The organism is Lactobacillus sp. M0396 (assembly GCF_016101625.1).
GTDB lineage: Bacteria > Bacillota > Bacilli > Lactobacillales > Lactobacillaceae > Lactobacillus > Lactobacillus huangpiensis.
On sequence record NZ_JACFQE010000004.1, the window covers coordinates 165,881 to 181,609 of the forward strand.

General features: G+C 36.4%; 12 protein-coding genes. 11 read left to right on the forward strand and 1 reads right to left on the reverse strand.

The features are described from left to right. Window positions 1-5: 5 nt before the first annotated feature. The 9 genes from H3T43_RS06515 to whiA all read left to right on the forward strand — a co-directional run bounded on the left by H3T43_RS06515 (window position 6) and on the right by whiA (window position 12,391). Entirely contained in the window at window positions 6-1,025 is a 1,020-nt protein-coding gene (locus tag H3T43_RS06515; RefSeq protein WP_198213377.1) for an NAD(P)H-dependent glycerol-3-phosphate dehydrogenase, read from the forward strand. A 57-nt stretch (window positions 1,026-1,082) separates the two neighbouring features. Beyond that, the gene (gene trxB / locus H3T43_RS06520; RefSeq protein ID WP_198213379.1) at window positions 1,083-2,012 is read left to right on the forward strand and encodes a thioredoxin-disulfide reductase; all 930 of its coding nucleotides are present in this window, start codon (window positions 1,083-1,085) and stop codon (window positions 2,010-2,012) included. Window positions 2,013-2,144: 132 nt separating this feature from the next. Beyond that, window positions 2,145-3,869, forward strand: a complete 1,725-nt coding sequence (locus tag H3T43_RS06525; protein WP_198213381.1) for a phospho-sugar mutase — start codon at window positions 2,145-2,147, stop codon at window positions 3,867-3,869. A gap of 100 nt (window positions 3,870-3,969) precedes the next feature. Next, complete coding sequence (uvrB, locus tag H3T43_RS06530; protein ID WP_034977480.1) at window positions 3,970-6,012, forward strand: excinuclease ABC subunit UvrB; 2,043 nt, start codon at window positions 3,970-3,972, stop codon at window positions 6,010-6,012. Beyond that, window positions 6,002-8,854, forward strand: coding sequence for an excinuclease ABC subunit UvrA (gene uvrA, locus H3T43_RS06535; protein WP_198213383.1), 2,853 nt, complete (start codon window positions 6,002-6,004; stop codon window positions 8,852-8,854). The genes uvrB and uvrA overlap by 11 nt, the downstream gene beginning before the upstream one ends. Window positions 8,855-8,883: 29 nt before the next feature. Beyond that, a complete protein-coding gene (locus tag H3T43_RS06540; RefSeq protein WP_255358030.1) occupies window positions 8,884-9,447 on the forward strand; it encodes an HdeD family acid-resistance protein in 564 nt (187 codons plus the stop codon). 93 nt (window positions 9,448-9,540) lie between these two features. Next, on the forward strand, window positions 9,541-10,419 hold the full coding sequence (gene rapZ, locus H3T43_RS06545) for an RNase adapter RapZ (RefSeq protein ID WP_034977488.1): 879 nt from the start codon (window positions 9,541-9,543) through the stop codon (window positions 10,417-10,419). 4 nt (window positions 10,420-10,423) lie between these two features. After that, window positions 10,424-11,449 carry a gluconeogenesis factor YvcK family protein gene (yvcK, locus tag H3T43_RS06550; RefSeq protein WP_198213385.1) on the forward strand — a complete coding sequence of 342 codons (1,026 nt, stop codon included), beginning with the start codon at window positions 10,424-10,426 and terminating at the stop codon, window positions 11,447-11,449. A 6-nt stretch (window positions 11,450-11,455) separates the two neighbouring features. Continuing rightward, window positions 11,456-12,391, forward strand: a complete 936-nt coding sequence (gene whiA / locus H3T43_RS06555; RefSeq protein WP_198213386.1) for a DNA-binding protein WhiA — start codon at window positions 11,456-11,458, stop codon at window positions 12,389-12,391. A 58-nt stretch (window positions 12,392-12,449) separates the two neighbouring features. Here the strand turns inward: whiA and clpP are convergent, their stop codons facing one another. Further along, window positions 12,450-13,034: an ATP-dependent Clp endopeptidase proteolytic subunit ClpP gene (gene clpP / locus H3T43_RS06560; protein ID WP_034977497.1), complete on the reverse strand. Its 585-nt coding sequence runs from the start codon at window positions 13,032-13,034 to the stop codon at window positions 12,450-12,452. Between the two features lie 160 nt (window positions 13,035-13,194). Between clpP and H3T43_RS06565 the strand changes: the two genes are divergently transcribed. Both H3T43_RS06565 and H3T43_RS06570 read left to right on the forward strand, forming a co-directional pair. Beyond that, window positions 13,195-14,907 (forward strand): SH3-like domain-containing protein, encoded by a 1,713-nt coding sequence (locus H3T43_RS06565; RefSeq protein ID WP_232350293.1) that lies wholly within the window; start codon window positions 13,195-13,197, stop codon window positions 14,905-14,907. 491 nt (window positions 14,908-15,398) lie between these two features. Beyond that, window positions 15,399-15,551: a hypothetical protein gene (locus H3T43_RS06570; protein WP_198213388.1), complete on the forward strand. Its 153-nt coding sequence runs from the start codon at window positions 15,399-15,401 to the stop codon at window positions 15,549-15,551. The last annotated feature ends 178 nt before the right edge of the window (window positions 15,552-15,729 follow it).

A 15,729-nucleotide genomic window follows, 5' to 3' on the forward strand; every position in this document is an offset into this window, starting at 1 on the left:
TAGAAATGACAAAAATTGCAGTTTTAGGAGCAGGTTCATGGGGCACGGTTCTGGGATCGATGCTTGCTGATAAAGGCTATGAAATCGTATTGTACGGTAATAACGCAAAAGTTAATGATGAGGTTAATCGGCATCATACTAATGAACATTACATGAAGAATTGGCAGGTAAATCAGACGGTTACTGCAACGGGTGATTTAAATCAAGCACTAAAGGATGCAGAAATCGTTTTATTTGTTCTGCCTACTCAGGCTATTCGCAGTGTTGCTCAAAATGTAAGCAAGGTGTTACAAAAGACTAATGCTAAGCCACTTATTGTGACAGCGACTAAGGGTATTGAGCCGGGATCTAAAAAATTGATTTCTGAAATATTGACAGAAGAAATCTATCCGGATGATGAGGACAAAATTGTAGCAATCTCAGGACCGAGTCATGCAGAAAGCGTAGCTCAAAAAGATTTAACTGCAATTTCATGTGCCTCAACAAGCAGGGAAAATGCCCAAAAGGTCCAGCAATTATTCTCAAATGATTATTTCCGCCTTTATACAAACAGTGACTTGATTGGAGTTGAAGTGGCAGGAGCAGTTAAGAATGTTATTGCCATTGCAGCGGGCATTTTAGTAGGAAAACATTATGGTGATGATGCCAAAGCAGCTTTAATGACTCGTGGTTTAGCTGAAATTACGCGTTTAGGAGTTAATTATTTTGGTGCTGATCCAATGACTTTCAGTGGACTTTCCGGAATAGGTGATTTAATTGTTACCTGTACTTCAGTTAATTCGCGTAATTGGCGTTGTGGTAAGCAATTAGGAGAAGGAAAGAGTCTTGACTACATATTGCAGAATATGGGTCAAGTTGTAGAGGGTGCTACAACGGTAAAAGCTGTGCATGAATTATGTCAGGAAAAGCAAATTGATATGCCAATTAGTGAAGCAATTTATCGAGTTTTATACCAAAATTCCAACGTTGATGATGAAATTACCAAGATGATGGGCAGGAGTCCTAAACAAGAAATTAGACTTTAGCGATCAATTCGTTGTAACATTACTTACGAAAAATAAGAAAGTACTGGGGGTAAAACTATGACGGAAAAATATGATGTGATCATTATAGGAGCAGGACCAGGTGGGTTAACTGCCGCTCTTTATGCTTCTCGTGCAAATTTATCAGTTCTAATGCTTGATCGTGGTTTGTATGGCGGGCAAATGAATAATACCGATGCGATTGACAATTATCCTGGTTTCAGTGAAATAAAAGGACCTGAACTAAGTGAAAAAATGTATAATTCAATCATGAAATTTGGTACAAAATTTGAGTATGGCGATGTTCAAACAGTAACTATAGACGGAGACCAGAAAATCGTAAAAACAGACACTGGTGAATATAGCGCTCCTGCATTAATAATCGCTACCGGAGCTGATCATCGTCATTTAGGAGTTCCGGGTGAAGAAGAATATTCCGGTAAAGGTGTTTCTTATTGTGCAGTCTGTGATGCTGCCTTTTTTAAGGACGAAGACATTGCTGTTATAGGTGGTGGTGATTCAGCTATTGAAGAAGGAATTTATTTGGCACAAAGTGCTAAATCAGTCACGGTTATCCATCGTCGTGATCAATTACGGGCTCAGCCGACTTTACAAAAACGTGCTTTCGCTAATTCCAAAATGCACTTTATTTGGAATGGTTTGACCGAATCTATTGATGGAGATGGCGAAAAGGTTACCGGAGTCACATACAAAGATAAAGAAACAGGAGAAGAAAAGCATTTGCAAACTCGAGGTGTCTTTATTTATGTTGGGGTTATTCCTCAAACAGCTCCATTTAAAGATTTGGGAATAACTGACGAGAAGGGCTGGATACCAACTGATGAACACATGAGAACCAAAGTTGATGGCATTTTTGCTTTAGGTGATGTGCGTGCTAAAGATCTACGTCAGATTGCTAATGCAGTTGGTGATGGCAGTATAGCCGGTCAAGAAGCTTATAATTATCTCCAAGACTTAAATGATCGTTAAATATAAAGATTAAAAAAAGAATTCATTTAAAATGAATTCTTTTTTTATTTTTACGGATGATAATAATGATAAATGCTAGAATAGAATCTATGAAACCGAATTTATTGCTAGAAAAAGGGGTACCTTATCTAAATGAAAGCTGAAAAAACATTTCAAGAATGGCAAAATGCACACAACATGCCTGATTACTTGCAAGAACAGTTAACAAAGCTGAGTCAAGATCCTAAATGGATTGCGGATGCATTTGGCCAAGACATTAACTTTGGAACCGCTGGAATGCGGGGCAGACTTGAGCCAGGGACTAATCGTATTAATTTATATACTATAGGTCGAGTGACGGAAGGTTTGGCCCGTCTGATCGATGAAAAAGGTGACAAAGCTCAAAAAAGGGGTGTAGTGATTTCTTTTGATTCTCGCTATCACTCTCGCGAGTTTGCGGAGCATGCAGCTCAAATTTTAGGAGCTCATAATATTCGTGTTTATCTTTTTGATGATCTAAGACCAACTCCTGAGCTTTCATTTGCAGTAAGATATTTACATTCGTATGCAGGAATTAATATCACTGCTTCTCACAATGCCAAGCAATATAATGGTTACAAGGTTTATGGTGCTGATGGTGCCCAAATGGGGCCTGAAGATGCTGAGCGTGTTTTTGAATACTCCCAAAAAGTAACTGATATATTTACTGTCAATACTGCACCAGTAGTTCAACTGCGGGCTCAGGGAATTTTGCGACTAATTGGAGAAGATATTGATGAAGTATATTTAGCAAAACTGAAAACGGTAAATGTTAATACTGAACTTATAAAGCAAAATGCCGATAAGCTAACAATTATTTATACTCCTTTGCATGGTACAGGTAAAATGCTTTATGAACGAGCTTTTAGGCAAAGTGGTTTTAGTAATGTAATACCCGTTCCCAGTCAAGCAATCATCGATCCAGAATTTCCCACTACTAAAAAGCCAAATCCAGAATATCGTGATGTCTTTGATCCAGGGATTAAGCTGGCAAATGAAAAAAATGCCGATTTAATCATTGCAACTGACCCTGATGCAGATCGTATGGGTGCTTGTGTGCGAACAAAAAATGGTGACTTTCAAGTTTTAACAGGCAATCAGATTGCTACCTTGATGATTTACTATTTATTGGTTAATTTGAAAAATAATGGTCAACTCATAAGTGACTATGAATTAATTACTTCAATAGTCTCAAGTAGCATGCCGCTTAAAATTGCACAGGATTTTGGTATCAAAACAAAATCAGTTTTGACGGGTTTTAAATTTATTGGCGAAGAAATTGACCGCATGAATAAAATGCATGATGGAAAATTTTTAATGGGATTTGAAGAAAGTTATGGTTACCTTTTTAAACCATTTGCTCGAGATAAGGATGCTATGCAAGGTGCGTTAATGTTTGCTGAAGTAGCCTCTTATTATGCCTCAAGGAATATGACAGTCTTAGATGGTTTGAGTGAAATCTGGCAAAAATATGGCACATCGTATGAAATTACCAAAGCTATAGAAATGCCAGGAATTGGTGGACAAAAGAAAATGGCCGAATTGATGGCAAAATTGCGTTCTGAAAACTTACAAAAAATAAATGGAATCCCGGTCGTTAAAATTCAAGACTTTTTAAAGCAACAGGAATCTATTGAAGATGGCACTAAACCAATGAGAGATTTACCTAAATCAAATGTATTAAAATACTTTTTGGCCGATGAAACTTGGCTGGCTTTGCGGCCCTCAGGTACAGAACCAGTAATTAAAGCTTATGTTGGAGTAAATAAACCAGATATTGCTACTGCAACTGAAGCTGCTGAAAGTTATCAAAAAGCATTAGCAAAACTGTTAAAATAAAACAAAAAGGATGCGAAAATACGTTCGAGAGTGTAAAATATAATAAGTGAAAATGAAAGTTGGGCTGTTTTGTCCAACTTTTTCTACGAGAGGTTTTTCGATGATTAAACGACAAGAAGAACGTAAATTTGATCTGGTTTCAAAATTTAATCCAGCAGGTGATCAGCAACAAGCTATCGACAAATTAGCTACTGGCTTCAAAAAAGGCTATAAGGAACAGATTTTAGAAGGTGCTACTGGTACAGGTAAAACCTTCACAATGGCCAATATTATTGCAAAATTAAATAAACCCACTTTAGTTATTTCTCATAATAAGACTTTAGTTGGCCAATTATATGGCGAATTTAAGGAATTTTTCCCTCATAATGCTGTTGACTATTTTGTTTCATATTATGATTATTACCAACCGGAAGCTTATGTGCCTCAATCCGATACTTATATTGAAAAGGACTCTGCAATTAATGATGAAATTGACCAGTTGCGTCACCAAGCTACCAGCGATTTGATGGAACGTAATGATGTCATTGTCGTTGCTTCTGTTTCGTGCATCTATGGTTTAGGTGATCCTAAAGAATATGCTGCAAGTGTGATTACTGTTCATGAAGGCGAAGAATATAATAGAAATACTCTGTTGCGTGATTTTGTTAATATCCAATATGATCGTAATGATATTGACTTTCAACGTGGTCGTTTTCGCGTTCGTGGAGATGTTGTAGAAGTTTTTCCTGCAGGTAATTCTAATCATGCTTATCGAATTGAATTTTTTGGCGATGAAATTGACAGAATTGTAGAAGTTGATGCCTTAACTGGTGAAGTAATTGGTGAAAGAGAAAGTATATCTCTGTTTCCGGCTACTCACTTTATGACTAATGAAGAACAAATGAGAAGGGCTCTTAAAGCAATTTCACAAGAAATGAAAATACAAGTGAAAAAATTTGAGGGTCAAGGTAAATTGTTAGAAGCCGAACGTATCAAGCAACGTACGACTTTTGACATGGAAATGATGGGCGAAGTCGGTTATACCAATGGTATCGAAAATTATTCTCGCCATATGGAAGGACGTAAAGAGGGAGAGCCACCGTATACTTTGCTGGATTTCTTCCCTGATGACTTTTTGATTTTAATTGATGAGTCTCATGCTACAATGCCGGAAATAAGGGCAATGTATAACGGAGACCGCAATCGTAAAAAGACATTAATCGATTATGGTTTTCGTTTACCGTCTGCTCTTGATAACAGACCTTTGCAACTCGCTGAATTTGAGAAGCACGTTAACCAAATTCTTTATGTTTCGGCAACTCCAGGTGATTATGAATTGCAGAGAACAAATCACAAAGTTGAACAAATTATCAGGCCGACAGGTTTGCTTGACCCTAAGATTGAAGTAAAACCGGTTGAAGGACAGATTGATGATCTTGTTGCCGAAATTAACAAACGAATTGAAAAGAATGAACGTGTTTTTGTTACTACTCTAACGAAAAAAATGGCCGAAGATCTGACGGATTATTTGAAGGATCTGGGCATCAAAGTGCAGTATCTGCATTCAGATGTTAAAACGTTGGAACGTATGCAGATATTACGTGACTTGAGAACCGGTAAATATGACGTTTTAATTGGTATTAACTTGTTGCGTGAAGGTATTGATGTACCGGAAGTCTCGCTGGTTGCAATCCTTGACGCTGATAAAGAGGGATTCTTGCGTTCTTACAGACCTCTCGTTCAGACAATGGGTCGTGCTTCTAGAAATTCTGATGGTGCGGTAATAATGTATGCTGATACGATTACTGATTCAATGCGACAAGCCATTGAAGCAACGCAGAGAAGACGTAAATTACAGATTAAGTTTAATGAAGAACACGGCATGAAACCGAAAACGATTGTTAAACCTATTAGAGATGTGATTTCTGCCACAAAAGTTGCTGATGAAGACGCTCAAACTGACAGTTTTGCCGATTTGAATTTTGATGAATTAACTGCCAAACAAAAGAGAACTATGATTAAAGACTTGCGTAAACAAATGCAGGAGGCTGCTAAGAAACTTGACTTTGAAGGAGCCGCTACTTTACGGGATGCGATCATGGAATTGGAAAGTTCAACTAGAAGTCCAATAAAGAAAAAAGGGAAAGCATTAAATGGTAAATGATAAGATTGTTATTCGGGGAGCCCGTGAACATAATTTAAAAGACATTAACCTGTCAATTCCTAAGGATAAATTGGTCGTTATTACTGGTTTGTCAGGTTCTGGGAAAAGTTCTTTAGCTTTTGATACATTATATGCTGAAGGACGAAGAAGGTATGTTCAGTCATTGTCAAGCTATGCACGGCAATTTTTGGGTCAAATGGACAAACCTGATGTTGATTCGATTGATGGTTTAAATCCTGCGATTTCAATTGATCAGAAAACTACCTCACATAATCCCAGGTCAACTGTTGGCACAGTGACTGAAATCAATGACTATCTACGATTATTATGGGCTCGAGTTGGGCATCCGGTTTGTCCAAATGATGGCACCTTAATTGAGCGTCAGTCAGTCGAGCAGATGGTAAATCGTATTTTAGCTTTACCTGAGCGAAGTCGTATTCAAATTCTGGCACCTGTAATTAGATCTAAAAGAGGTGCTCATAAAGAAGTTTTTAAACGGGTACAACGCGCCGGATATGTGCGTGTCATTGTCGATGGTACTATGCATGAGATTGGTGAAGAATTTGATTTAGAAAAGAATAAACGCCATTCAATTGATATCGTCGTTGATCGTTTAATTGTTAAAGAAGGTATTCGTTTGCGACTTTTTGATTCAGTAGAAGCTGCTTTGCGTTTATCGGATGGTTATATGAATGTTGATGTTATCGGTAGTGATATGATCAATTTTTCAGAGTACTATGCTTGTCCTAAATGTGGTTTTACTGTAGGTGAAATGGAACCGCGTCTATTTTCTTTTAACGCACCATTTGGAGCCTGTCCTGGTTGTGATGGCTTGGGTGTGAAGTTATCAGTCGATGAAGATTTAGTCGTCCCAGATAAAAGTAAAACTTTGGCAGAAGGTGCAATCGCACCATGGAAGAATTCGAAGTACTATGGGGAAATGCTTGAACAAGCTTGTGCAGCGTTAAAAATTCCCCTAGACAAACCTTTTGGTAAATTAACCAAAAAGCAAAGAGAGACGATTCTGCATGGCTCGACTAAGAAAATTAAATTTCATGTAACTGGTGATTTTGGCGTTAATGACACTACTGCACCTTTTGAAGGTGCCATGGAAAATGTTGAAAGACGCTATTACCATCCAATGTCCAAATTCATGCGTGATGTTATGGGAAAATATATGACTGAGCTGACCTGTTCAACCTGTCATGGCAAGCGGTTAAATCGTAAAGCCCTGGCTGTCAAAGTCAATGGCAAAGACATTGCTGAAGCTTCTGATTTGGCAATTAGTCATGCTCTTGAATTTTTCACAAATATCAAACTTGACGAGCAGGAGTCAGTAATTGCAAAACCGATATTAAAAGAAGTGCGCGATCGACTCAATTTTTTGAATAGCGTAGGCTTAGATTACTTGACACTGTCACGTTCTGCTAACACTTTGTCTGGTGGCGAAGCTCAAAGAATTCGACTCGCAACTCAAATTGGTTCTAATCTTTCAGGTGTTATGTATGTTCTCGATGAGCCTTCAATTGGTTTGCACCAACGTGATAATGACAGGTTGATAGCTGCTTTAAAGCGCATGCGTGATTTGGGCAATTCACTTATCGTTGTCGAGCATGATGATGAAACTATGAGACAAGCTGACTACTTGATTGATATGGGGCCAGGTGCTGGTACATACGGCGGTGAGATTATGGCTGCCGGAACTCCTGAAGAAGTTGAACAAAACAATAAATCCTTAACCGGGCAATATATGGCTGGTAAGAAGTTTGTCCCTGTGCCTTTGAAAAGGCGTAAAGGCAATGGCAAGAAAATCACATTAACAGGTGCGGCAGAAAATAATCTTAAAAACCTCAAGGTTGAGTTTCCCCTTGGCAAATTAATTGTGGTTACCGGAGTTTCCGGATCCGGCAAGTCAACTTTAGTTAATATGATATTAAAGCGTGCCCTGGCACAGAAATTAAATAGAAATCAAACCAAACCTGGCAAATATAAGAGTATTAGCGGATATCAAAATATTGAAAAGATTATTGATATTGACCAAAGCCCAATCGGACGCACTCCACGTAGTAATCCCGCCACATATACCAGCGTCTTTGATGATATTAGAGCGCTGTTTGCTCAGACAAATGAAGCCAAGCTCCGCGGTTATACCAAAGCACGTTTTTCATTTAATGTTAAAGGTGGTCGTTGTGAAGCCTGTCATGGTGACGGTATTATTAAAATAGAGATGAACTTCCTACCAGATGTTTATGTTCCGTGTGAAGTATGTCATGGCAGTCGCTACAATTCTGAAACTTTAGAAGTTACATACCGTAAGAAGAACATTGCACAAGTATTGGATATGACAATCAGTGAGGCTTGTACCTTTTTCAAAAAAATTCCTAAGATTGCTCGTAAATTGCAGACAATCGTGGATGTTGGCTTAGGCTACGTCAAATTGGGTCAGTCTGCTACTACTCTTTCTGGTGGTGAAGCTCAAAGAATGAAGCTGGCAGCTGAACTACAAAAGTTGTCAACGGGAAAGAATTTCTATATTCTTGATGAACCTACAACTGGACTACATACCGATGATATCAAGCGTTTATTGGAAGTATTGCAAAGATTGGTTGATCAAGGAAATACTGTTTTAATAATTGAACACAATTTAGATGTGATTAAAAATGCTGACTGGTTGATTGACCTTGGACCCGAAGGAGGGGAGGCTGGTGGCAAAATTGTTGCTACCGGAACCCCAGAGCAAGTAGCCAAAGTTAAAGAAAGCTACACGGGGCAATATTTAAAACCAGTGCTAAAAAGGGACACAGCATTAACTAAAAAGGCTAGTGAAAAACCAAGTAAATAGTATTAATTATTCACAATAAAGTGTACAATATAGCGCAAGGAGGAATAAAAATGGATAATTTTTCTAGTTACAGAGGAAATCGCGGGTTTAACTGGGCCGCATTTATTTCCGGTATATTAATGATAATTGCTGGACTATTTTTATTGCGCCATCCTGGTAAAGCGCTACATGCATTTGTTTTGCTTTTTGCTATCGTTTCCATTGTCCAAGGTTTTGTTTGGTTAGTATTTTACAGCCGTTTTAGGTATTTTATCCCTTCTAGCTGGTTGTCAATAGTTTCAGGAGTGCTTGATATTATCGTAGGAATTTTATTTCTCTATTCCTATGATGCTGGTGGATTAACTATTGCATATTTATTTGCATTTTGGTTTCTATTTGACTCAATCTCTGGCATTATTTTTTCTTGGAATATGAGAAAGGTTTCTACCTTTTTCTTTTGGATAAACATTATTTTAAACATTTTGGGATTGTTAATAGCAATTAGTTTGATGTTTAATCCGGCATTATCCGCATTAACCTTGATTTGGCTAGTGTCTTTCTGGCTATTGATCTTTGGAATTAACGAAATTATTGCTGCATTTGTTAACAGATAATATATGAAAAAGTTCAAATGAACTTTTTTTTTACCCAAAAAAGTAAGGGCACACCTGGTATGTTATAATTTTAGTAATAGGAGGTCAGCAAAAATGGCTAAGCACAAAAAGCAGCTACTGATTGTTACTGGAATGAGTGGTGCAGGAAAAACCGTAGCTTCTCATGCTTTAGAAGACATGGGCTATTTTGTAGTAGATAATTTGCCTCCAACGCTTTTGCCAAGTTTTTGGGACTTGATCGTGAATTCAGATGGTTTTACCAAAGTGGCCGTGGTAATTGATTTACGTGTTAGACGGTTTTATAAGGATTTGGATAATGAAATCAATTCACTTGAAGATAACGGCAATGTTCAAACAAGGATAGTCTTTTTAGATGCGACAAATAATACTTTAGTAGCACGCTATAAAGAAACAAGGCGTGTACCACCTTTGGCCAATAACGGTCGTTTACTTGATGGTATCCTAGAAGAGAGACGAATTTTAACCGGCATCAAAAGTCGTGCAAATGACATAATTGATACGTCTAATCTAAGTCCAAAAGAATTGAAGCAAGAGATGGCTAATAGATTTAGTGAAAAGCATAAACAGCCCTTTTCAATTGAAGTATTATCTTTTGGCTTTAAATATGGCATGCCGATTGACGCTGATATTGTGATGGATGTCAGATTTTTACCTAATCCATTTTACATTCCAGAATTGCGACCATTTACCGGTCTTGATAAGAGAGTTTTTAATTATGTGATGGAGAAAAAAGAAACTCGCAGCTTTTATCAGAAATTTTTGGATTTATTAAAAGATGCTTTACCAGGATATATCAAAGAAGGTAAAAGCAAGTTAACTATTGCGATTGGTTGTACAGGTGGGCAGCACCGCAGTGTAGCAATCGCACACCAATTAGCAAAAGATTTGGCTGAAGATTACACGGTTGACATCACCCATCGTGAAATTAGTCGTTACGCTAGAAATAGGTGATTATATGACATTTGATGAAAAAGCAATTCGCACTACGAAAAGCAGGAGACCTAAGGTTGTAGTTATTGGTGGCGGTACAGGGCTGCCGGTTGTTTTAAATGCGCTCAAAGAGAAGAATGCTGATATCACAGCGATAGTGACAGTTTCAGATGACGGAGGTTCTTCTGGTTCTATTCGCAATTTTATTAATGTTGTTCCACCTGGTGATATCCGTAATGTTTTAGTTTCGTTAAGTGAAATTTCCCAAGAAGAAAAAGATGTCTTCCAGTATCGCTTTGATTCTTCCGATTCATTTTTCTCTGGCCATGCCATTGGTAATTTGATTATCGCTGCTTTGAATGAAATGCACGGAAATATTTTTGATGCAGTACAGTCTTTATCTACAATGATGAGAGTGGACGGTCATGTTTTTCCAGCCTCTAATGAGCCCTTAACGCTTAATGCAGAATTTGTTGATGGTTCCATTCAAGATGGTGAAAAAGAAATTACTGATAAAGACAAAAGAATTAAACGAGTATGGGTTACAAATACAAATTCCAAGTCTGAACCAGAAGCTGTACCGCCTGTTTTGGAGGCAATAAAAAATGCTGATGCTGTAGTCTTAGGACCTGGAAGTTTGTTTACATCAATCTTGCCTAACCTAATGATTCCTAATTTAGGAGAGGCTGTCAAAAAAACTAATGCAGAGGTAATTTATATATGCAATATTATGACCCAATTAGGTGAGACAGATCATTTTTCAGATTGTGATCATGTAAGAGTAATCAATGCCCATCTTGGTGGACACTACATTAATACGACTTTGGTTAATGGTGCCAAAATAGATATGCCTAAGTTCAATCCTAAAGATTATGACGCCTACCTTGAACCTGTTAAAAATGATTTCAAGGGATTGCGTGAGCAGGGGTGTCGCGTGATTACTGATGATTTTATTGACCAGCATAGTGGCTTGGTTTTTCATGATGGTAAAAAAGTAGCTGAGGAAATCATCAACTTGGCATATGCCGCAATGTCTCGCAGGAAGGAATAACAAACAATGGCAAGCTATGCAAGTAATGTGAAAAAAGAGTTGACCTCATTACCTATTCATCCTGAACATGCTAAAGCAGAATTGGCTGCTTTTTTGCGCATGAATGGTGTCTTAAATTTTCACGAACATCAGTTTAGCCTTGATATAACTACTGAAAATCCTGCAATTGCCAGACGTATATTTTCTTTAATAAAAACTGCATATAAAGTTGAGCCACAATTAATAGTTTCACGCAAAATGAAGCTTAAGAAAAATAACCAGTATTTGGTACGACTGCAAAATCATGTCAAAGAAATACTGAATAATTTAGAAATTTTAACGCCCTCGTTAAATTTAATCACCAGAATCCCAGACAGAATCATTAAGTCACGTGAAGGAGCAATGTCATATCTCAGGGGTGCGTTTTTAGCCAGTGGCAGTGTGAATAATCCCAATACGAGCAGGTATCATTTAGAGATTTATTCTATTTATCAAGATCATAATGATGATTTACTTAAGATTATGAATGATCGTTTTAATTTGAATGCTAAAAGTACGAAAAGACGACGAGGTTATATTGTATACCTAAAAGAAGCTGAAAAAATTGGTGACTTTTTACATATTGTTGGAGCGTTGAATGCGATGCTGTCTTTTGAAGATCTGCGCATTATGCGTGACATGCGGAATTCTGTGAACCGGCTTGTTAATTGTGATACAGCCAATTTAAAAAAGACGGCAAATGCTGCAGCGAAACAGGTTGAAGACATTGAGCTAATTGAGCGCAAAATTGGCTTAGAAAATATTCCTGAAAAATTGCAGGGTTTGGCTAGACTAAGATTAGATGAACCTGAACTTTCACTCAAAGAAATAGCACAGCAAGTTCCGGACGGTCCGATATCAAAATCAGGAGTCAATCATCGTTTCAAAAAAATTCATGATATAGCAGAAAACATACAGAAATAAAAAATAAACCCATCCATGCGGATGGGTTTCTTCTTTGATACAAGCTGATTGCTAACGTTTATTTCTTTTGGTTAACCATAATTTCATCGATTAAACCATAGTCTTTAGCCTGCTGAGCTGTCATGTAGTTATCGCGCTCAGTATCCTTTTGAATCTTTTCTAAAGGCTGGCCAGTAGTTTCATGTAAAATCCGGTTAATCTTTTCACGGCTCTTTAAAATCTCATTGGCTGCAATTTGAATATCAGTTTGCTGACCTTGAGCACCACCTAAAGGCTGGTGAATTAGAACCGTTGAATTAGGTAATGCAAAACGTTTACCTTTTGCACCACTAGTAAGTAAAATGGAAGCCATAGAGGCTGCCATACCAATAGCGATGGTTGAAACATCTGATTTAATAAAGTTCATGGTATCCATGATTGCTAAGCCAGAAGTAATCACACCACCCGGTGAATTAATGTAAAGTGAAATATCCTTGGTGTTGTCTTGAGCATCAAGAAATAGTAATTGTGCAATAATTGAATTTGCCATATCATCGTTAATTTCACCACTTAGCATGATGATTCTGTCTTTCAATAAACGTGAATATATATCATATGCGCGTTCGCCGCGTGCAGTTTGTTCAATAACTGTAGGTACAAGCATCTTTCTACCTCCTAAATATAATTAGCACTCTATCAAGTACAGTGCTAATTAAATCACTTACATTACATACTGTCAATGAAAGTGTATTAATTTTGTATTCTTTTTAATGAGGTTTTTATTATATAATTTAAATGTAAACTTAAATATTGGAGGATATATTTTGAAGCTTTGTAAGAAAATAATAACCTATTTGCTGACTATAGTTGCCGGACTATTGATCTATACCGGTTTGTCAACTACATCAGTTGCGGCAGATTCCAGTAGCACTCAGCCGCCAGTTCAAGATGATAATAATAAATCATCGAACAGCTCAACTGATGCAAATTCTGATAATACTGATACCAATAAATCTGGTCAAACTGATCAAAATGGTACAGATAACCAAGATAATACTAAACCTAAGCCTAAGCCAAAACAGGTTGTTACTGGTTTTGCTATGATGACAAAAGTTGCCGGTAACAAAAACTATAAGGTTTGGAAAGAAGTTAAAGACGGCAAAGTTAGTACTAAAGTAGCTGATGGCATTAATTTTCAGTACAGCCATATTCAGTCGGATCAACTGATCGAAACCAAGAAATATCGCTATTGGCGTATTTATGTAAATGGTCGTGAAGTAGGTTATGTAAATGAAAATTACTTTGACAGAAACAAAATTGCTGTTCCTAAGTCTGTTACTTTAGTTCGCAATGAGTTTTATAACTTTTCAACAAAAGATGCAATTTCATATGTTACAAATAGCATGGGAACTGTAATTGACAATAGTCAGGTAATTGTTTCTAAAGATAGTATAAATTGTGGTACTCCTAAAACATATAAAGTGAAATATACTTATGGAGACGCAACTGTCACAGTCAAAGTAACGGTTAGGAAGAGCACTAAAGAAGGAGTTGTTGATGCAGATACATTTAATTCCTTCCAAGCTCAGCCAGGCACAAATGATTATCAAGCATGGAAAACTCATTATGGTTCATCCTTAAACTATCTTAGTCCAACAGAGTATAGTCCAGAAGATAGTAAACATACTTTAACTAGTGGCAATTTGACACTGAAAACCAAGTTTTATCAACCGGTTTTACTAAGTGTTGCCGATCCAACTGATGATAACATTAACCGTGTCGGACATATTCCCGAAGGAGTAACCGTTTCTGATGGTTGGACATACACAAGTCTTTTGAGCCATACAGATTTAATGTCAGGTCATATTGTTGGTTATGATTTGAACAAATTGACCAATCCCTATAATTCACAACATTTGCTTGATATGACCCAGAAGAAGTTTAACAATTACGTTAAACATATCAAAGTTAGTCCGTATATTCCAATCGGTCACGGACAAGCTATGGGCTCAAGTGACAAATACATTTATGTTTTAAACAATGACAATACTTTGAAAGATACAAATGATTCTGAAGAATTAATTCAAATACGTAAAAGTGACTTGCAGATTAATAAAATTTGGACAATTAAAACTTGGATCGATGATGGAAAGAGTTCGCGTTATTTCCAAAATGGTGTAATAGTTTCTGACTATGATATGTATACAATTTATCATGACACAGAAAATAATTGCTATGAATACTGGGAATTTACTCGTACCGGTGATAACTGGTATCCAAAGTTAGTAGGAAAAACTGATGGCAACTTTGTTAATAACAACGCTCCAGTACAGGGGTTTACCTATGATGCTAAAAACAAAAACTTTTATTTAGCCTTTAATGATTTAATCTTTAAGATTGGACGTAATGGTAAAATAAAGGATACCTATTCATTTGATACTGGTCGTGAAATTGAGGGACTATCAGTAAGTGATAATAAGTTATATGTTAATTTAGCTCAAAGAGCTGAGTTACTCGTAAGCACAAATATTAATTAGAACAAAAATTATTCAAAATAAGAGCTAACATGCTCTTATTTTTTTATTTGAAATTTAAAAAAGAATATTTTTCTTTCAATAAAAAAATAAAATTACATGTTTAGAAAATCTTAAAGATAGTTATATCTTACTAATTCATGATTTTATAATTACACTTATAAATAATGAATAAATAATTATATTATATAAAAACAAAAAGCAAAAAAGCATTTTTAATAGCAAAAACTCTTAACTTGGTCTAAATCGTTTTGTATGTTCATAAATGAAAAGTTTACTGCTACTATAATCTCTCTTTTTATTATTTTTATATGATGTTCCAAAACTGCTACAGCAGTTCTATTATAATTTGTAGCACATTTACAATTAGTTTTACAGGTTAACTAAAGTAATTGTATGCAATATAAAATTTGCTTATTTTGTAGGAAAATGCATCTTAATTAATGCTTTTATTTATGAAAGCATTAATTTTGTGTTTAGGAAAGAGTGGTTGAATGAAGAATAAACATAAGAATACTATTAAAGTAATTATAGTTGTAGTTCTTTTAGTGAAGGGGCTCTTTAGTATTCAAAATGTTAAAGCTGAATTGACTCCAGATGAAAAGCATTTAACTGGTGTTGAAGCACATAATCTTGATAATAAATAGCTTAAAAATGCAACTAAAGCAGATTATGAAAAACTACAAAAAATGGCTGAGTAACCGGGTACTCATTATTTGAACAAGCCTTTAGCAGTTTACTTGTTCCCTCTAAATAATGATTCAAAAGGCAATCCTGAAATTTATAATTTCCAAGATAATGGCAATGGAGAATATGTTAATTCGG